16 protein-coding genes and 1 pseudogene are annotated in these 18,037 nt (G+C 63.3%); 15 read left to right on the top strand and 2 right to left on the bottom strand.

The features are described from left to right. Window positions 1–18 precede the first annotated feature (18 nt). The 10 genes from NKJ12_RS09490 (at window position 19) to NKJ12_RS09445 (ending at window position 10,779) form a co-directional block, all read left to right on the top strand. A complete protein-coding gene (locus NKJ12_RS09490) occupies window positions 19–342 on the top strand; it encodes a YbaB/EbfC family nucleoid-associated protein (RefSeq protein ID WP_254816197.1) in 324 nt (107 codons plus the stop codon). A 411-nt stretch (window positions 343–753) separates the two neighbouring features. Then, window positions 754–1,692: a cell wall hydrolase gene (locus NKJ12_RS09485; RefSeq protein ID WP_352702361.1), complete on the top strand. Its 939-nt coding sequence runs from the start codon at window positions 754–756 to the stop codon at window positions 1,690–1,692. Between the two features lie 147 nt (window positions 1,693–1,839). Further along, window positions 1,840–2,445: a recombination mediator RecR gene (gene recR / locus NKJ12_RS09480; RefSeq protein ID WP_352686846.1), complete on the top strand. Its 606-nt coding sequence runs from the start codon at window positions 1,840–1,842 to the stop codon at window positions 2,443–2,445. A 178-nt stretch (window positions 2,446–2,623) separates the two neighbouring features. Then, a complete protein-coding gene (locus NKJ12_RS09475) occupies window positions 2,624–3,889 on the top strand; it encodes a lytic murein transglycosylase (protein ID WP_352702359.1) in 1,266 nt (421 codons plus the stop codon). 201 nt (window positions 3,890–4,090) lie between these two features. Beyond that, complete coding sequence (locus NKJ12_RS09470; RefSeq protein ID WP_352702357.1) at window positions 4,091–5,734, top strand: ABC transporter substrate-binding protein; 1,644 nt, start codon at window positions 4,091–4,093, stop codon at window positions 5,732–5,734. Between the two features lie 31 nt (window positions 5,735–5,765). Then, on the top strand, window positions 5,766–6,833 hold the full coding sequence (locus tag NKJ12_RS09465; RefSeq protein ID WP_023676874.1) for an ABC transporter permease: 1,068 nt from the start codon (window positions 5,766–5,768) through the stop codon (window positions 6,831–6,833). Window positions 6,834–6,846: 13 nt separating this feature from the next. Then, window positions 6,847–7,767, top strand: a complete 921-nt coding sequence (gene nikC / locus NKJ12_RS09460) for a nickel transporter permease (protein WP_352448584.1) — start codon at window positions 6,847–6,849, stop codon at window positions 7,765–7,767. Between the two features lie 10 nt (window positions 7,768–7,777). Then, complete coding sequence (locus tag NKJ12_RS09455; protein ID WP_352702355.1) at window positions 7,778–8,611, top strand: ABC transporter ATP-binding protein; 834 nt, start codon at window positions 7,778–7,780, stop codon at window positions 8,609–8,611. After that, entirely contained in the window at window positions 8,608–9,357 is a 750-nt protein-coding gene (locus NKJ12_RS09450) for an ABC transporter ATP-binding protein (RefSeq protein ID WP_352702353.1), read from the top strand. The genes NKJ12_RS09455 and NKJ12_RS09450 overlap by 4 nt, the downstream gene beginning before the upstream one ends. A 144-nt stretch (window positions 9,358–9,501) precedes the next feature. Continuing rightward, window positions 9,502–10,779: a 4-aminobutyrate--2-oxoglutarate transaminase gene (locus tag NKJ12_RS09445; protein WP_352475991.1), complete on the top strand. Its 1,278-nt coding sequence runs from the start codon at window positions 9,502–9,504 to the stop codon at window positions 10,777–10,779. 63 nt (window positions 10,780–10,842) lie between these two features. On the opposite strand, the pseudogene NKJ12_RS09440 reads toward NKJ12_RS09445, so the two are convergent. Then, window positions 10,843–11,417 (bottom strand): annotated as a pseudogene (locus NKJ12_RS09440) (sulfotransferase family protein). A 147-nt stretch (window positions 11,418–11,564) separates the two neighbouring features. After that, window positions 11,565–12,815, bottom strand: a complete 1,251-nt coding sequence (locus NKJ12_RS09435; RefSeq protein WP_352506129.1) for an NAD(P)/FAD-dependent oxidoreductase — start codon at window positions 12,813–12,815, stop codon at window positions 11,565–11,567. Window positions 12,816–13,237: 422 nt separating this feature from the next. On the opposite strand from NKJ12_RS09435, the gene NKJ12_RS09430 reads away from it, so the two are divergent. The 5 genes from NKJ12_RS09430 to NKJ12_RS09410 are packed head-to-tail and all read left to right on the top strand — an operon-like array spanning window position 13,238 to window position 18,037. Beyond that, on the top strand, window positions 13,238–14,530 hold the full coding sequence (locus NKJ12_RS09430) for an imelysin family protein (protein WP_352506229.1): 1,293 nt from the start codon (window positions 13,238–13,240) through the stop codon (window positions 14,528–14,530). 54 nt (window positions 14,531–14,584) lie between these two features. Continuing rightward, entirely contained in the window at window positions 14,585–14,896 is a 312-nt protein-coding gene (locus NKJ12_RS09425) for a (2Fe-2S)-binding protein (RefSeq protein WP_352506130.1), read from the top strand. Continuing rightward, entirely contained in the window at window positions 14,862–15,347 is a 486-nt protein-coding gene (gene bfr / locus NKJ12_RS09420) for a bacterioferritin (protein WP_023676883.1), read from the top strand. The genes NKJ12_RS09425 and bfr overlap by 35 nt, the downstream gene beginning before the upstream one ends. Window positions 15,348–15,359: 12 nt before the next feature. Then, window positions 15,360–16,964 (top strand): di-heme oxidoreductase family protein, encoded by a 1,605-nt coding sequence (locus NKJ12_RS09415; protein WP_352702351.1) that lies wholly within the window; start codon window positions 15,360–15,362, stop codon window positions 16,962–16,964. After that, window positions 16,964–18,037 (top strand): imelysin family protein, encoded by a 1,074-nt coding sequence (locus NKJ12_RS09410; RefSeq protein WP_352702350.1) that lies wholly within the window; start codon window positions 16,964–16,966, stop codon window positions 18,035–18,037. The genes NKJ12_RS09415 and NKJ12_RS09410 overlap by 1 nt, the downstream gene beginning before the upstream one ends.

The following is an 18,037-nucleotide window of genomic DNA, read 5'->3' as shown; positions in this document are numbered from 1 at the left end:
ACTGCAAAGGACCGTGCGATGAAAGATCTTCTCGGCCTGATGGGCAAGGCAAAGGAAATGCAGGCCAAGTTCCAGGCCATGCAGGATGAGATTGCCACGCTGGAAGCCACCGGACAGGCCGGCGGCGGCCTGGTCAGCGTGACGCTGACCGGCAAATTCGAGATGAAGTCGCTGAAGATCGACCCGGCGCTGTTCAAGGAGGACGAGGTCGAGATTCTCGAGGACCTGCTCCTCGCTGCCCACAACGACGCCAGGACCAAGGTCGAGCAGATCATGCAGGAGAAGACCAAGGCGCTGACCGCGGGACTGCCGATCCCGCCGGGAATGAAGCTGCCGTTCTAAGGTGTGTTGATACTCAGGTGATGCCGGCCTGCAAACGGCGGCTTCCTGCGCTCACGTACGAAACGTACGCTCCGCTCCGGTTCCCGGAAGCCGCCATTTTCGGCTCGGCCTGACCTGAATCTCAGTACACCTCGAGCTGTGTTTACAGTTACCGCGTCGACTCAACCAATCTCTCCAGGCTTGGGCAAGCCCTCTTGCGGAGATTGCGGCGCTCCAAGGTCACGGCATGAATCCTTGGAACCATGCCGGCACCTGACCGAAGAGGGCAGCGATCCAACGCTCTTCGCCCGCCAGCTGTGTCTATTGGGCAACGCCCCAAACTTAATAACGCTTTAGCCATCTTTTTGCCTGAAAGTGTCTCATTCTTGCCGCAACCAGGGGCGGGCTGGCAGCAGAATGAGGGGACACCTGTTGATCTCTACCCGATGGAAGACGCCGTTGCGGCTCGGCGTCGTTGTCTCGCCGCTGTTTTTGGCCGCTTGCAGTCAGACCGCCTCGCACGGCATGTCCAGCCTGACCGATGCCATTACGCCGGGTTTCCTGAGCTCGCGCTCCTACAATTCCACGCCGAAGGAGAAGGAATGCCTGGAGCGGGCGATGTTCTTCGAGTCCAACCGGTCGAGCCGTGACGGCATGATTGCGGTCGGCACGGTGGTGATGAACCGGTTGCGGTCCGGCAAGCACGGCAGCACCATCTGCGAAGTGGTTGGCGAGCGCGGGCAGTTCGCGCCGGGCGTCATGACACGGCCGATGAATTCGAAGGCGATGCCCGACGTCGAGGAGGCCGCCGAGGCGGTGCTCAAGGGCGAGCGCAAAGCCAAGCTGAAGAACACCATGTATTTCCACACCGCCGGGCTGCGCTTCCCCTACAAGAACATGCACTACACCATGGTCGCCGGCGGCAATGCCTTTTATGAAAAGCGCGGCCGCAACTGGCAGCCGCTGCCGGACGAACCGGTGGTCGCCATGGCCCAGGCCAAGCCGCAAGCGCCTGCCGCTCAGGCCATACTTGTCGCCTCGGCGGAGCCGGCTCGAGAGGTCAAGCCGACATTTGCCAAGGCAACCTATGTTACCGCCGCCGCATCGCAGCCAGCAAGGCAGACAAGGGTGACTGCAGGAATGGCGACCGCGGCGAGGGCGGCACCGGAGAAGCCAATCCTTGTGGCGCTGCAGGAGCCAATGCAGGAACCGGACGCGGCCCGTTTCGGTGGAACCGTGAACCCCCGGCCGGTCACATCATTCCAGGCGGCGCCGGCAGAGCCGACAATGTCGTTCGAGACGACGCCCGAGAACACCGACGCCATCGGCGCGATGATCGCCGGCCAGACCCGGCCACTGGAGGAAAACTGAGGCGGCCGGCGTCGGCGCGTTGTACGGGGAGAAATGCCCGGCAGGGCAATGAGGGGCGGCGCAACGCCGGGCGATTGCCTCTTTGCGGGCTGAACAGCGCGCCTCAGCGCTGTTCCAAAACCCGTTGAAAAATCCTAAACCGGAGCGATGTCGAAGCGAATCGCCGGTCCCGAGATCGAACGCCTGATCCAGCTGCTGGCCAAGGTGCCGGGGCTCGGCCCGCGTTCGGCGCGCCGCGCCGCGCTCCACCTCATCAAGAAGAAGGAGCAGCTGCTGGCGCCGCTCGCCGCCGCCATGGGCGAGGCGGTCGACAAGGTGCGCATCTGCTCGACCTGCGGCAATGTCGACACCTCCGATCCATGCATGATCTGCACCGACCCGCGCCGCGACCCCACCACGCTCATCGTTGTCGAGGACGTGGCGGACCTTTGGGCGCTGGAGCGGGCGACCGCCATGAACGTGCGTTATCATGTGCTCGGCGGTACGCTGTCGCCGCTCGACGGCATTGGTCCCGATGAGCTCAACATCCGTTCGCTGGTCGATCGCGTCGCCGGCGGCGAGGTCAAGGAAGTGATCCTCGCCGTCAACGCTACGGTCGAGGGCCAGACTACCGCGCACTACCTCACCGACCAGCTTTCCGGCTTCAACGTCAAGGTGACGCGCCTGGCGCACGGTGTTCCGGTCGGCGGCGAACTCGATTATCTCGACGAAGGCACGCTGGCCGCCGCACTGCGCTCGCGGACGGTGTTTTGAGGCGAGTTGCGGGGAGAGTGCTTCCGAGATGATTGCGTTCCGTCGCGCCCCCCTCTGTCCTGCCGGACATCTCCCCCTCCAGGGGGGAGATCGGCAGCCTCGACATCCCCGCCAAGCTTGCGACGTTGAAGATTGGCGAAAACAGACGCGACAGCCAATCTCCCCCCTTGAGGGGGAGATGTCCGGCAGGACAGAGGGGGGCGCGACAGGACGCCGACTTCGCAGGCTGGCCGTCGCGTTTTTTCTCGCCTTCCTCCTCGCCACCCCCGCCTCGGCGGCAAAGATCGACGACCAGTTCCGCGCCTGGCTTGGCAACGACCTCTGGCCCGAAGCCAAGGCCAAAGGCATCTCCAAGAAAACCTTCGATGCCGCCTTCGGGGGCGTCAAGCCGAACCTGAAGCTGCCCGACCTGGTGAAGCCGGGCGAGAAGGCGACGACGCCGCAGAAGCAGCATCAGGCCGAGTTCGGTTCGGCGGGCGCCTATTTCGCTGAAAAGATAGTCCGAGCGGTGACCGCCGGCGGCCGCACCCGCGAGGCGACCAACGCTAGGACGCTTGCCGCGATCGAGAAACGCTACGGCGTGCCTGGCGAAGTGCTGCTGGCGATCTGGGGCCGCGAGAGCGGCTTCGGCGCGGCGAAGATGCCTTATGACGCCTTCGAGGTGCTGGGCACCAAGGCGTTCATGTCGACCAAGAAGGAATTCTTCCGCACCGAGCTCTTGGCTGCGCTCGAGATCGTCGAGCGCGGGCTTGCCCCGGTCGGCGCGATGAAATCGTCTTGGGCAGGCGCGCTTGGCCAGCCGCAGTTCATGCCGACATCGTTCCTCAAGCATGCCGTCGATTTCGACGGCGACGGCCGCACCGACATCTGGAATTCGACGCCCGATATACTGGCATCGATCGCCAATTATCTCGTCCATTATGGCTGGGTCAGGGGCCGCGGCTGGGGCTTCGAGGTGACTGTGCCGGACAGCGTCTCGTGCTCGCTCGAAGGTCCGGACCAGGGCAAGAAGATTTCCCAATGGACTGATATGGGCATCAGGCGTGTGTCGGGTAAACCGTTCCCGGCGAGCGAACTGAAAGCCGAGGGCTTTCTTTTGATGCCGGCCGGGCGTAGCGGCCCGGCCTTCATCGTCACCCCCAATTTCTATGTGCTGAAGCAGTATAACACCAGCGATCTCTATGCCCTGTTCATCGGCCATGGCGCCGATCGCATCGCCCATGGCGACAGCAATTTCTCGGGCAATTGGGGCGCGGTCGGCGGGCTCTACCGCTCCGACATCGCCGCCCTGCAGCGGGCGCTGGAAGCTAAGGGCTACGATGTCGGCAGCGCCGACGGCCTGCCTGGCTTCAAGACGCGCCGCTCGATCGGCAAATGGCAGGCCAGCAACGGCCGTTCCGCTACCTGCTTTCCCGACGCCGACCTGGTTACCGCGCTGAAATAGCCGGATTTTCGCACCGCCGGTCTGGCCCAATCGACCGTTCTGCAAATGCTCGTTGCCGCGCTCGAAACCGCCGGATATGGTGAACCGGAACCGCACAAAAAATTGCCAAGACAACGGTCCGGGGATCACCGTTCGACGCGGCAAGAAATGCCACAACCCTGAGCCGGGAACTCAGGTCAACAACAACAGGGAACAGTTAAAATGATGATGGAAAAGTTTGCTCTACGCTCCCGCTTCTTGCTCGCGGGCGCGGCCATGTCCGCGCTGCTTCTGGCCGGTGCGCCTGCCTTCGCGGTCACGCCCGCCGACACGCTGGTCGAGGGTTTCGCCATCGACGACATCATCACCATGGATCCGGGCGAAGCATTCGAATTGTCGACCGCAGAGGTCACCGGCAACACCTATGATCTTCTGGTACGCCTCGACCTCAGCGACACATCCAAGGTCAAGGGCGATCTCGCCGAAAGCTGGAGCGTCTCCGACGACGGCCTGACCTACACGTTCAAGCTCAAGCCCGGCCTCAAATTCGCCTCCGGCAATCCGATCACAGCGGCGGACGTCGCCTATTCGTTCGAGCGCGCCATCAAGCTCGACAAGAGCCCGGCCTTTATTATCGGCCAGTTCGGTATCGATGGCGGCAACGTCACCGAGAAGGCCAAGGCCGTTGATGACACGACGTTCCAGTTCACCGTCGACAAGGCCTATGCGCCGAGCTTCGTGCTGAACTGCCTGTCGGCGACGGTCGCCTCGGTCGTCGACGCCAAGCTGGTCAAGGAGCATGTCGCCGCGGTCACGCCGAGCGCCGACTACAAATGGGACAATGATTTCGGCAACGCCTGGCTGAAGACCGGCTATGCCGGCTCCGGTGCCTTTAAAATGCGCGAATGGCGGGCCAACGAGGCCGTCGTCCTTGAGCGCAACGACAATTACTACGGCGAAAAAGCCAAGCTTGCCCGCGTCATCTATCGCAATATGAAGGAAAGCTCGGGCCAGCGCCTGGCGCTGGAAGCCGGCGACATCGACGTCGCCCGCAATCTCGAGCCGAACGACCTCGATGCCATCGCCAAGAATGCCGATCTCACCACCACCTCGGCGCCGAAGGGCACGGTCTTTTATATCAGCCTCAACCAGAAGAACCCGAACCTCGCCAAGCCCGAGGTTCGCCAGGCGTTCAAATATCTCGTCGACTACGACGCGTTGGGCTCGACCATCCTCAAGGGCATCGGCGAGATCCATCAGACCTTCCTGCCCAAGGGCGTGCTCGGCGAACTGGACGAGAACCCGTTCAAGTTCGACGTCGCCAAGGCCAAGGAACTGCTCGCCAAGGCCGGCCTCGCCGACGGCTTCAGCGTCACCATGGACGTGCGTACCGGGCAGCCGACGACGGGCATGGCGGAATCGATCCAGCAGACGCTGGGACAGGCCGGCATCAAGCTGGAGATCATCCCCGGCGACGGCAAGCAGACGCTGACCAAATACCGCGCCCGCAACCATGACATCTATATCGGCCAGTGGGGCCAGGATTATTTCGATCCGAACTCCAACGCCCAGACCTTCGCCAGCAACCCCGACAATTCGGATGAAGGCAAGACCAAGACGCTGGCCTGGCGCAACGCCTGGGACATCCCGGACTTGACCAAGCAGACCGAAGCCGCCCTGCTCGAGAAGGACGCGGCCAAGCGCGCCGCAATGTACCAGGATCTCGAGAAGAAGATCCTCGATACCAGCCCCTTCGTCATCATCCACCAGCAGCTGGAAGTGGCCGGCCTGCGCAAGAACCTCAAGGGTTTTGCGCTCGGCCCGAGCTTCGACACCAACTTCGTCGGCCCCGTCTCGAAAGAGTGATGCCGGGGAGTGACGCCGGCGGACGCGCCGTATGAGTGTGGCTGAAAGCGAGGTGACGGCAGGGCGCGGCGGCGCCCGCGCCGTTGCCGTGGCCTCATCTATCGCCCGGTTCCTGGTCATCGCGATAACGACCTATCTCGGTCTGCTCGCGGTAACCTTCTTCATCGGCCGCGTGATCCCGATCGACCCGGTGCTGGCGGTGCTCGGCGACCGGGCGCCGGCCAACGTCGTCGAACGAACGCGCCGCGAGATGGGCCTCGACCTGCCGCTGGTCGAGCAGTTCTACATCTATGTCAAACATGCCCTGAACGGTGATTTCGGCACCTCGGTGCTGACCACCAATCCGGTGATGACCGATATCCGCCGCGCCTTTCCGGCGACGCTCGAACTGGCGACGTTGGGAACATTGATCGGTTCGGTGATCGGCGTGCCGCTTGGCGTGCTGGCTGCCGTGCGGCGCGGCAGCGTCATCGACCAGATCGTGCGCATCATCGGCCTTGTCGGCTATTCCGTGCCGATCTTCTGGCTGGGGCTGCTGGCGCTGGTGCTGTTCTACGCCAAGCTGCAATGGGTCGCCTTTCCCGGCCGGCTCGACGTCGTCTACGAATACACCTTCACGCCGATTACCGGCTTTTACCTGCTGGATGCGCTCTGGCAGCGGCAGTGGGACGTATTTGCCGATGCCTTCCGCCACATCATCCTGCCGGCCTCGCTGCTCGGCTATTTCTCGCTCGCCTATATCAGCCGCATGACACGCTCGTTCATGCTGAACGAACTCACCCAGGAATATATCGTCGCCGCACGCGCCAAGGGCCTGTCGGAAACGCGCATCATCTGGGGTCACGCGCTGCGCAACGCCGCGGTGCCGATGGTCACGGTGATCGCTCTGTCCTATGCCGGGCTGCTCGAAGGCTCGGTGCTGACCGAGACAGTGTTTTCGTGGCCGGGCATCGGCCTCTACATCACCAACTCGCTGCAGAACGCCGACATGAATGCCGTGCTTGGCGGCACGATCATCATCGGCTCGGTCTTCATCGCCATCAATCTATTCTCCGACCTGCTCTACCGGCTGCTCGATCCAAGGACCAAGGCAGGATGAGGACCAAGGCAGGATGAGCACGGAAGCGATTCAAACCCGCCGCGACTGGCTGCTCAGCGAGCGGCCGGCGTCGCGCGTGCAGGCGAGGCTCGGCCGCGCCTATGTGGCGTGGCGGCGCTTTTCCGCCAACCGGCTGGCGTTTGCCGGCCTGCTCATCATCGTCGCCCTGCTGGTGGTCGCGGCATTCGCCGATGTGCTGGCGCCCTATTCGCCGACATTCGGCGACCTCAAGGGCTCGCGGCTGCTGGCGCCGAGTGCGGCGCACTGGTTCGGCACCGACGATCTCGGCCGCGATATCTATTCGCGCATCATCTTCGGCTCGCGCTGGACACTCTACGTCGTCATTCTGGTTGCCATTATCGCCGCGCCCATCGGCTTGCTGGTCGGCACCGTCGCCGGCTATGCCGGCGGCTGGACCGATGCGATCCTGATGCGCATCACCGACATCTTTCTCGCCTTTCCGAAGCTGATCCTGGCGCTGGCCTTTGTCGCGGCGCTCGGCCCCGGCATCGAAAATGCCGTGCTTGCCATCGCCATCACCTCGTGGCCGCCCTATGCCCGCATTGCCCGCGCCGAAACGCTGACGGTGCGCAATTCCGATTATATCAAGGCGGTGCAATTGATGGGCGCCTCGCCGTTTCGCATCGTGCTTCGCCACATCATGCCGCTCTGCATCTCCTCGCTGATCATCAGGGTGACGCTCGACATGGCCGGCATCATCCTGACCGCGGCCGGCCTCGGCTTCCTCGGCCTCGGCGCGCAACCGCCGCTGCCCGAATGGGGCGCGATGATCGCGTCGGGCCGCCGCTTCGTGCTCGACCAGTGGTGGGTGGCGGGTGCTCCGGGCTTTGCCATCCTCATCGTCAGCCTCGGCTTCAACCTGCTCGGCGACGGACTGCGCGACGCGCTCGATCCCCGAAGTGGCGACCAATGAGTGGCGACCAATGAGCACGCTTCTCGAAGTCGACGACCTGCGCGTTACCTTCCCGACTCGCACCGGCCTGATCGAGGCGGTGCGCGGCTTTTCCTTCTCGCTCGGCCGCGAGCGGCTCGGCATCGTCGGCGAGAGCGGTTCGGGCAAGTCGCAGACCGGCCGCGCCATCATGGGCGTCACCCCGCCGCAGGCCGAGGTGACCGCGAAGACGCTCGCTTTTGACGGCATCGACCTGCTGGCCGCCTCGCCGCGCGAGCGCCGCGCACTGCGCGGCAAGCGTATCGCCATGATCCTGCAGGATCCGAAATATTCGCTCGACCCGGTGATGAGCATCGGCCGCCAGATCGTCGAGACACTGCGCACGCATGAGACAGTCTCCAAGGCCGAAGCCCGCGACCGCGCGCTTGCCATGCTGGAGGCTGTGCAGATCCGCGATCCGGCCCGTGTCTTCGACCTGCATCCGCACGAGGTTTCCGGCGGCATGGGCCAGCGCGCCATGATCGCCATGATGCTGATCGCCGGGCCGGAGATGATGATCGCCGATGAGCCGACCTCGGCACTCGACGTCACCGTGCAGCTCGACGTGCTCGGCATCCTCGACCGGCTGGTCAGCGAGCGCGGCATGGGGCTGATCTTCATCTCGCACGACCTGCGCTTGGTCTCATCTTTCTGCGATCGTGTCATCGTCATGTATGCCGGCAAGGTGGTCGAACAGCTCAAAGCCTCGGAGCTCGGCCGTGCCCAGCATCCCTATACGCGCGGCCTGCTCAACTGCATGCCCAAGATCGGCGCCGACCGTCACCCGCTGCCGGTGCTCGACCGCAAGCCGGAGTGGGCGGCATGACGGCAGCCCTTTCCGTCGACCGGCTGGAGGTGGTCTTCGACCGTTTTCGCGCGCTGAAGGGCGTCAGCCTTGAAGTCGAGTCCGGTGAATCCTTCGGCCTGGTCGGCGAGTCCGGCTCCGGCAAGTCGACGTTACTCAGGGCAATCGCCGGCCTGGCGCCGGCCGCTTCGGGCACCATCGCCGTCAACGGCAAACAGCTCGGCGCGCGCCGCGACAAGGCGTTCTACCGCGAGGTGCAGATGGTCTTCCAGGACCCGTACGGCTCGCTGCACCCGCGCCAGACCGTCGACCGCTTGCTGCAGGAGCCGCTCGCCATTCACGGCTTTGCTGACGGCGAAAAGCGCATCCAGCGGGCGTTGGACGAGGTCGGCCTGGGCACCGGCTTCCGTTTTCGCTATTCGCATCAATTGTCCGGCGGCCAGCGCCAGCGCGTGGCAATCGCCCGTGCCCTGATCCTCGAACCGTCGATCCTGCTGCTCGATGAGCCGACCTCGGCGCTCGACGCTTCGGTGCAGGCGGAGGTGCTGAACCTGCTGGAGGAGATCCGGCGGCGGCGCAAGCTGACCTTCCTGATGGTCAGCCACGACCTCGCCATCATCACCCATATGTGCGAGCGGCTGATGGTGATGCAGAACGGCGAGGCGGTCGAGCACCTCAGCGCCGGCGACCTCGTCGAGCGCCGCGTCGCCAAGGACTACACGCGCAATCTGCTGAGGGCGAGCGAGGGGTTTGTCAGGACGGCATGAGCGACGGGCCTTCGGTTGCCGACATCGGCATCGACAGGCCCAATCGCCGGGCGACGGTGCCAACTTGAGGAAAACCTGAAACAAGCCCAAAAGAGTCTCAACAGCCATCAAACGAGAGCGGGCGCCGGTCCGGTGAGGGATACGATGACAAATTCAGCCATTTCCGAACGCAAGAACCAGTCGATTTCGCGCGGCGTCGGCATGACCACTCAGATCTATGCCGATCGCGCCGAAAACTCGGAAATCTGGGACGTCGAAGGCCGCCGCTATATCGATTTTTCGTCCGGTATCGCTGTCGTCAACACTGGCCACCGTCACCCCAGGGTGATCGAAGCGGTCAAGGCGCAGCTCGACCGCTTCACCCATACCTGCTACCAGGTCGTGCCCTACGAGAGCTATATCCGGCTGGCCGAACGGCTGAACGGCATGCTGCCCGGCAAGTTCGACAAGAAGACGATTTTTGTCACCACCGGCGCCGAGGCGGTCGAGAACGCTATCAAGATTGCCCGTAACGCCACCGGCCGGCCGGCGGTCATCGCTTTTTCCGGCGGCTTTCACGGCCGCACCTTCATGGGCATGGCACTGACCGGTAAGGTCGTGCCCTATAAGGTCGGGTTCGGCGCCATGCCGGCGGATGTCTTCCATGCGCCGTTCCCGGTTGCGCTGCACGGCGTGTCGGTCGCCGATTCGTTGGCGGCGCTCGACCGGCTGTTCAAGGCCGACGTCGATCCGGCCCGCGTCGCCGCCATCATCGTCGAGCCGGTGCAGGGCGAGGGCGGCTTCTACGAGGCGCCGCGCGACTTCATGACCGCATTGCGCAAGATCTGCGACCAGCATGGCATGCTGCTGATCGCCGACGAGGTGCAGACCGGCTTTGCCCGCACCGGCAAGATGTTCGCCATGGACCACCACGAGGTGGCGGCCGACATCACCACCATGGCCAAGAGCCTGGCCGGCGGCTTTCCGCTGGCGGCGGTCACCGGCCGTGCCGAGATCATGGATGCGCCGAACCCCGGCGGGCTCGGCGGCACCTATGGCGGCAGCCCGATCGGCGTCGCCGCGGCGCATGCCGTGCTCGACGTCATCGACGAAGAGAAGCTCTGCGACCGCGCCAACACGCTGGGCAACCGGCTGAAGCAGCGCCTGCAATCGATCCGTGACGAAGCGCCGGAGATCGTCGATATCAGGGGCCCCGGCTTTATGAACGCGGTCGAGTTCAACGATGTGACGAAGGGCCTGCCGTCGCCGGAACTCGCCAATGCGGTACGGCTGAAGGCGCTCGACAAGGGTCTGATCCTGCTGACCTGCGGCGTCTACGGCAACGTCATCCGCTTCCTCGCGCCGATCACCATCCAGGACGGCGTCATGAACGAGGCGCTCGACATCCTGGAAAGTTCGATCCGCGACGCCCGCGCTGCCTGAGCGGCGAGGATATCGCCTGGGATTCAACTGCGGCGAAGGCCGAGACAGGCGGCAAGCCGCCGTTCAACGCCCTATGCGAGCACGAAATTCGGCAGTCGAATTGGTGCGTGGAAACGGTTCAGAAGGCAACTGTACACCGAGAAAGGCACAAAGCGGCTCCCACCCTTCGGAGGCCTGACAAGTAAGAAGGCGTTCAGGTGGCAGCGTTGATTTCACGGAAGCGTTATGTGCTTCATAGACAGCGATTGCGTGATCACGGTTATCAAATCGACCGCCAAAGACAGTGTTTCCAATCATCGCCACACCAAAGGACTGTGGATCATTGGTAGCAGCATCCATCGTGAGCCCTATTGTTTGCGCCATGCTGTCATACCAGGCTTCGGGGTCACGAACTGTCAGGATAACCTTCGCATCAGGGTAGTGGTCACTCACTTCGCGCCAAAAATGCGCCGTTGGCCAATCGACCGCGGAAAGTAGCCGGCATATGCCGCATCCCAGGTCGGGAGTTGTCCCTGGCCGGCTGCGCGCCACAGCGTCTTCTGCTCGGGATTGGCGTGGACATCTGCCATGTGATGACACGGCCCGAACCCAAGATGCTCCAACGCGAGCTTCAGCGAATATGTGCCAGTGCGACCCATGCCTGCGCCAATGACATATAGAGCCATGAGCACCCCCCGACGATTTCAATTGGTCAAAATACCGCTGTTTCCTTTACTTCGCTATATGTTTGAAGGTCAGCTCCCGGTCGAACTAGACTAGGTCATTCAGGGTGATTGGGTTTGATCTTATCCCGCAGCGCGGACAGGCTCTTCTTCCTGGAAGGCGGCGAGCGCCGCCTTCAGCCCGTCGGGCCCAGTCGCGACAATCTGCGGCGACGGCGAAAAGCCGGCGCCGAGCATCTTGCGGCCAAGCATGTGGTCGCCGGGCCGGTTGACCGATTCGATGCCGAGCAGCCGGCTTCCGGCATAGTGGTAGATAGAGAATTTGTTCTCGGCCACGTCGCCCAGCACGAGATGGCTGTCGCCGCCCGCAATCAGGCCGACCATCTGCAGCTTCATGTCGCCGATATCGGACCAGAACCACGGCACCGCCGAGTAATTGTCGGTGTGGCCGGCGATGGTGCGTGCGGCGAGCCGCGCCTGGTCAGTGGCGTTCTGCACCGATTCCAACCGCACGTCGCCGCCTGTGAACCAGTGCCGGTAGGACGCCGCGTCGCCGATGGCGAGGATTTCCGGCACCGACGTGCGCATCTGCTGGTCGACGCGGATGCCGTTGGCGATGGCAATGCCGGCGGCTTCGGCCAATTCGACATTCGGCACGACGCCAATGCCGATGACGACCATCTGCGCCGGCAATCTTTCGCCAGATGAGGTGATTGCAGCCGAAACACGGCCGTTCTCGCCCTCCAGCCGTTCGATGGTGGTGCCGGTAAGGATGCGCACACCGGTCGCCTCCAGCCGCTGGCGCACATGGCCGGCGATGACCGGCGCGACGGCGCGCCCGAGCAGCCGGTCGACCGCCTCGACCACCGTGACCTTGCGGCCGGCGGCGGTGAGCGTTGCGGCAATCTCAAGGCCGATGAAGCCGCCGCCGAGGATGACGACCTCCTCGCTTTGCGCGCTCAATTCGCGGATCAGGCGGGCATCACTGAGCGAGCGCAGCGACACAACGCCAGAAAGCTCCGACCCCGGCAGCGGCAGCAGGCGCGGACGCGCGCCGGTGGCGAGGATCAGCCGGTCGAACGGCAGCACGCCGCCTGATATCTCCAGCCGGCGGCCGGCGACGTCGATCCGCTCGACCCGCAGGCCTGGCCGGTAGTCGATGGCGCTGCCGGTATAAAAAGCCTCGCCGCGCAACGGTTGCGGCTTTGCTTGCTGATCCTTGATGAAGGTCTTCGACAGCGGCGGCTTGTGGTAGGGCAATTCGTCTTCGTCGCCGATCAGGATTACCGGCCCGTCATAGCCTTCTTCGCGCAGACTGGCGGCCGCTTGCACGCCCGCATGACCCGCACCGACAATGACGACCCCGATCTTCATAACAGCCCGATTCCTCACCCAAATCTAGGACGTCACGCCAGGTGGCGATTGTCTGGTCCCGCCGCAAGAGCGCCGATCCGGGTCGCACCCGGAACGGCCGCCTGTCAACCGCGTCATGCGCCGGCATTCCTATACATCGGTGTTAAAGTTGACAGTTCTAGTTTAGAATAATTATAAACTATTGTTTCAATTGAATTTTTTCTACGCCACCAGTTGACATCCGGTGTCTTCGCCGTTTTATGGAAGCTCGCGCGTCAGCGCATCCCTTTGATGTCTGGGCCTTGAACCCTTTCGATTGGAGGCATTTCGGTGTCTTTCTTCCGCGAACCGCGCGATGGCGCGACCCTTCTTTGCCCGCTGGCAGCTGCCCGCCGCGGCGCCGGCATTTCATTGATTCCCGAGGAGAGACAGTCATGAGAACGATGATCAGGGCACGGTATGGCGGCAGGCTTGCGGCGATCGGGGCCACCGCGATGCTCACGGCGGCTGTGTTCGTGCTGCCGGCCAAGGCGCAAACCGATGCCAAGGCGGTCATCAAGACCTATTCCGACATCGCGCTCGCCAAATACGAGGATTCGCTGATCACGGCCGAGGCGCTCGACAAGGCTGTCGATGCGCTGCTCGCCAAGCCATCGGCCGAGACGCTGAACGCCGCCCGCGAGGCCTGGAAGGCATCGCGCGTTCCCTATCAGCAGACCGAGGTCTATCGCTTCGGCAATGCCATCGTCGACGACTGGGAAGGCAAGGTGAACTCCTGGCCGCTCGACGAGGGCTTGATCGACTATGTCGCCAAGGGCTACGGCACCGAGTCGGATGCCAACGCTTTATACACCGCCAATGTGATCGCCAACAAGTCGATCGAGATCAACGGCAAGAAGGTCGACGCCACCAATCTGACGCCGGAGTTCCTCTCCGGCACCCTGCAGGAGGCCGGCGGTATCGAGGCCAATGTGGCGACCGGCTATCACGCCATCGAATTCCTGCTTTGGGGTCAGGACCTGCACGGAACCGGTCCGGGCGCCGGCGAGCGGCCCTACACCGATTACGACCTCGCCAATTGCACCGGCGGCAATTGCGACCGTCGGGCGCGATACCTGAAATCGGCGAGCGACCTTCTGGTTTCCGATCTAAAGGATATGGTCGACTACTGGAAGGAAGGCGGCGCCGCCCGCAAGAACCTTGTCGATGGCGAGCCGAACGCCGCCATTTCGACCATCTTCACCGGGATGGGCTCGCTGTCCTATGGCGAACTCGCCGGCGAGCGGATGAAGCTCGGCCTTTTGCTGCACGATCCGGAAGAGGAGCATGATTGCTTCTCCGACAACACCTACAACTCCCATCTCTACGATGCGATCGGCATCCGTGCCGCCTATCACGGCAGCTACACGCGGCTTGACGGCACTGTCGTCGAGGGGCCGTCGGTGGCCGACATGGTCAAGGCGGCCGATCCGGCGATCGACAAGGAATTGTCGGCTAAACTGGATATCACCATCGCCAAGATGGAGGCCATCAAGGCGCGGGCGCTTGCCGGCGAGGCCTATGACCAGCAGATCGCCGAGGGTAACGCTGACGGCAACGCCACCGTGCAGGCGGCGATCGACGCGCTGGTCGATCAGACCAAGTCGATCGAACGCGCCGTCGGCACCCTGAAGCTCAATGCCATCGCCTTCGAGGGCTCGGACAGCCTCGATTCACCGGACAAGGTGTTCCAGTAAACTTCGAAACCAACAGCCACGCGGCGCAATGAGCGCCGTTAGCCAGAGCGACAAATGCTGATCTGCCATTGCAACATCATCACCGAAAAGGAGATAGAGCAGACGATCGTCGGACTGCTGGATGAGGACCCCTGGCAGCTGATCGTGCCGGCGAAGGTCTACCATGCCATGCACAAGCGCGGTCGCTGTTGCGGCTGCTTCCCAAATGTGGTCGAAACGATCATTCGGGTCACCGAAAATTATCACGCCCGCTCGGCGGCGAGCGGCGTGGACATCGTTTCACACCTGGATCGCGTCAGAGGCCTGCGCGTCCAATACGGGAGCAGAATCCATGAAAGGCGAACAGCAGATCATAGAGCGGCTTAACGAGGCTCTGTTTCTGGAACTTGGAGCGGTCAATCAATATTGGGTGCATTTCCGGCTGCTGGAAGACTGGGGATACGCCAAGCTGGCGAAGAAGGAACGCGCTGAATCGATCGAAGAAATGCACCATGCCGACCGGCTCGTGGCGCGCATCATCTTCCTTGAGGGCCATCCGAACCTGCAGTCCGTGGCGCCGCTGCGTATCGGGCAGAATGTCAAGGAAGTGCTCGAATCCGATCTTGCCGGCGAATATGACGCGCGCACCGCCTACAAGCGTTCGCGCGAGGTTTGCAACGAAGCAGGCGACTACGTGACGATGAAGCTGTTCGAGGAATTGCTGGCTGACGAGGAAGGTCACATCGACTTCCTCGAGACGCAACTCGACCTGCTCGCCTCCATCGGCGAGGAAAAGTACGGCCAACTCAACGCAGCGTCGGCCGACGAGGCGGAATAAGGACATGCCGGAATGCGGCGCCCCCTAGATTTCTTGCGCCGCTTGCCGGCCGAAGATTGCGGCCTGCCGCCTCAGAAGAAGCCGCGGTACGGGATCCTTCGCGGCCCTTTTCTTGCCGTGGTGGCGACGCTCACAGCCTCGGCGCTGGCCGGAGCGCCGCAACCGGCGGGGCTTGCCACCAGCCGCACCGATCTGACGCCGAAGGATCTGGCGCGCGTCATCGCGATCACCAGGCCGACCAGCGATTTCTCCAAGCCCGAGCAATTCGAATTGATGCAGGGCGGCGCCGGCACCTCGAAGAAGGACGTCAACAAGGATGCCTTCTCGCAATCCTCCGCCAACATCGGCTTCGAGGAAGAGGGTACCTTCAAGCTCGGCAATGCCATTTTCCGCAAGAACTGGGTGTCGTCGCCATCCTCGACACAAGCCTCGGATGGGCTCGGTCCGCTGTTCAACGAGCGCGCCTGCCAAAACTGTCATCTGAAGGACGGCCGCGGCCATCCGCCCGAAGGCGACAGCGGCACCACCTCGATGTTCCTGCGCCTGGCAAGGGAAGCCAGTACCGAGGAGGAGAAAGCCGCGCTCGCCGATCACAAGGTGCTCAACTTTCCCGACCCGGTCTATGGCACACAACTTCAGGAGCTAGCCGTTCCCGGCCTGCAGGGCGAAGGCAGGATGCATGTCGATTATCAGGAGCAAAAAGTAAAACTGGCGGACGGCAGCGTCGTGTCGCTGCGCAAGCCGAGCTATTCGGTCGAGGGTCTCGCCTACGGGCCGCTCGATCCGCACACCACGCTGTCGCCGCGCATGACACCGCCGATGATCGGCCTTGGCCTGGTCGAGCAGATCGCTCCTGCCGACATCCTTGCGCATGCCGATGCGACCGACCGCGATGGTGACGGGATTTCCGGCAGGCCCAACATAATACGCGACGGCAGCAGCGGTGAACTGACGCTCGGCCGTTTCGGCTGGAAGGCGCAGGCGGCTTCGATCCGTCAGCAATCGGCGGACGCTTTTGCCGGCGATATCGGCATTTCGACGCCTGAGGTGCCGAGGCACTGGGGCGATTGCAGCGCCGCAGAAAAGACCTGCCTTGCCCTACCCAACGGTGTGCAGGAGCGCCTCGGTCCGGTCGAAGCGCCGCCGCCGGTCATGGACCTCGTGACCTTCTATTCGCAAAACCTTGCCGTGCCGGCTCGGCGCGATCTCGACAGACCGGACGTGCTCGCCGGCAAAAAACTGTTCTACGATATGGGCTGCATCTCCTGCCATACGCCGAAATTCGTCACCCGTCGCGGCACCCCGAACAAAGCGCAGGCCTTCCAGCTGATCTGGCCTTATTCCGATTTCCTGCTGCATGACATGGGACCCGGCCTTGCCGACGGACAGGCGGTGGGCGAGGCCAGGGGAAGCGAATGGCGCACGCCGCCGCTGTGGGGCATCGGGCTCACCCAGACCGTCAGCGGCAACACCTTCTTCCTGCATGACGGGCGCGCACGCAGCCTGGCAGAGGCAATCCTGTGGCATGGCGGCGAGGGCCAGAAAGCGCGTGACCGCTTTGCCGCTGCCAATGCGGCCGAACGCGCCGCGCTGATCAAGTTTCTGGAGTCGCTCTGATGCGGAAGCGTCTTGCACTCGCGCTGATGCTGGTCCTCGCCGATGCGCTGTCGGCATCCGCCGCAGTGAAGGCTTCGGATGTGATCCAGCGGGCGATCGACGGCTTCGTCCGCCCGGCCTATGCCAGGCTGCATGACCATGCGGACAGCTTGGCCAAGACCATGCACGCGCTTTGCCAGGCGCCTTCGCAAGATACTCTCGATGCGGCACGCGCCGAATTCTCAGGCGTCGTGGATGCCTGGTCGGTGGTGGAAATCATCCGTTTCGGGCCGATCGCCGAAAACAACCGGCTTGAGCGCATGCTGTTTTGGCCGGACCGCAAGAGCATCGGCCTGAAGCAGGTGCAGGCAGCACTGGCCGGCAACGATCCGGCGGCCGCCGATCCGGCCCAACTGGCGACAAAGAGTGTCGCCATGCAAGGGCTCGGCGCATTGGAGTTCGTGCTCTACGGCGATGGGGCCGGTCAATTGGCCGGCAAGGGCGACGCCTATCGCTGCGCCTATGGTGCAGCCATTGCCGGCAATGTCGAGACGATTGCCGGCGAGGTCGGCGAGGCCTGGAACAAGCCCGACGGCTTTGCCGCGCTCTGGGCCAATCCCGGTCCGCAGAACGCGCTCTATCACGACGGCACTGAAGCGGTGACCGAACTGGTCGGCGTCTTCATCAACGAGTTGGAAATGGTTCGCAACGTGCGCCTGAAAGGCTTCCTGGGCGCCAAGCCGGAGGCCGACAAACCGAAACAGGCGATTTATTGGCGCTCGCAGAACACCGCACGCTCGCTGACCGGCAATCTGGCGGGCATGGATGCGCTGTTCCAGGCCTCCCACCTTGGCGATGCGCTGCCGCCTGATGCACGCTGGATGGCGGAATCGGTCCACATCCAATTCACCAACGGGAACGAGGCCGCCAAGGCGATCAGGGGTCCGATCGACAAGGCACTAGCCGATCCGACGTTGCGCCAGAAGCTCGACTACTTCGCACTGGTGACATCCAGCCTGACGGCCCTGATCGGCACCAGGCTGACCGCCGAATTCGGCCTGACCGCCGGGTTCTCGTCACTGGATGGCGACTGA

The sequence above is a fragment of the Mesorhizobium sp. M0195 genome (assembly GCF_040322115.1).
Taxonomy (GTDB): domain Bacteria; phylum Pseudomonadota; class Alphaproteobacteria; order Rhizobiales; family Rhizobiaceae; genus Mesorhizobium.
Note: the sequence above shows the minus strand (reverse complement) of the source record. Positions and strands in the feature narration are given on the sequence as shown.

What these genes read in the sequence shown, in the direction of transcription:
- NKJ12_RS09490 (WP_254816197.1), top strand. Translation starts at nt 19, where the DNA reads ATGAAAGATCTTCTCGGCCTGATGGGCAAGGCAAAGGAAATGCAGGCC.
- recR (WP_352686846.1), top strand. Translation starts at nt 1,840, where the DNA reads ATGTCGAAGCGAATCGCCGGTCCCGAGATCGAACGCCTGATCCAGCTG.
- NKJ12_RS09475 (WP_352702359.1), top strand. Translation starts at nt 2,624, where the DNA reads ATGTCCGGCAGGACAGAGGGGGGCGCGACAGGACGCCGACTTCGCAGG.
- NKJ12_RS09470 (WP_352702357.1), top strand. Translation starts at nt 4,091, where the DNA reads ATGATGATGGAAAAGTTTGCTCTACGCTCCCGCTTCTTGCTCGCGGGC.
- NKJ12_RS09465 (WP_023676874.1), top strand. Translation starts at nt 5,766, where the DNA reads ATGAGTGTGGCTGAAAGCGAGGTGACGGCAGGGCGCGGCGGCGCCCGC.
- nikC (WP_352448584.1), top strand. Translation starts at nt 6,847, where the DNA reads ATGAGCACGGAAGCGATTCAAACCCGCCGCGACTGGCTGCTCAGCGAG.
- NKJ12_RS09455 (WP_352702355.1), top strand. Translation starts at nt 7,778, where the DNA reads ATGAGCACGCTTCTCGAAGTCGACGACCTGCGCGTTACCTTCCCGACT.
- NKJ12_RS09450 (WP_352702353.1), top strand. Translation starts at nt 8,608, where the DNA reads ATGACGGCAGCCCTTTCCGTCGACCGGCTGGAGGTGGTCTTCGACCGT.
- NKJ12_RS09445 (WP_352475991.1), top strand. Translation starts at nt 9,502, where the DNA reads ATGACAAATTCAGCCATTTCCGAACGCAAGAACCAGTCGATTTCGCGC.
- NKJ12_RS09435 (WP_352506129.1), bottom strand. Translation starts at nt 12,815, where the DNA reads ATGAAGATCGGGGTCGTCATTGTCGGTGCGGGTCATGCGGGCGTGCAA.
- NKJ12_RS09430 (WP_352506229.1), top strand. Translation starts at nt 13,238, where the DNA reads ATGATCAGGGCACGGTATGGCGGCAGGCTTGCGGCGATCGGGGCCACC.
- NKJ12_RS09425 (WP_352506130.1), top strand. Translation starts at nt 14,585, where the DNA reads ATGCTGATCTGCCATTGCAACATCATCACCGAAAAGGAGATAGAGCAG.
- bfr (WP_023676883.1), top strand. Translation starts at nt 14,862, where the DNA reads ATGAAAGGCGAACAGCAGATCATAGAGCGGCTTAACGAGGCTCTGTTT.
- NKJ12_RS09415 (WP_352702351.1), top strand. Translation starts at nt 15,360, where the DNA reads ATGCGGCGCCCCCTAGATTTCTTGCGCCGCTTGCCGGCCGAAGATTGC.
- NKJ12_RS09410 (WP_352702350.1), top strand. Translation starts at nt 16,964, where the DNA reads ATGCGGAAGCGTCTTGCACTCGCGCTGATGCTGGTCCTCGCCGATGCG.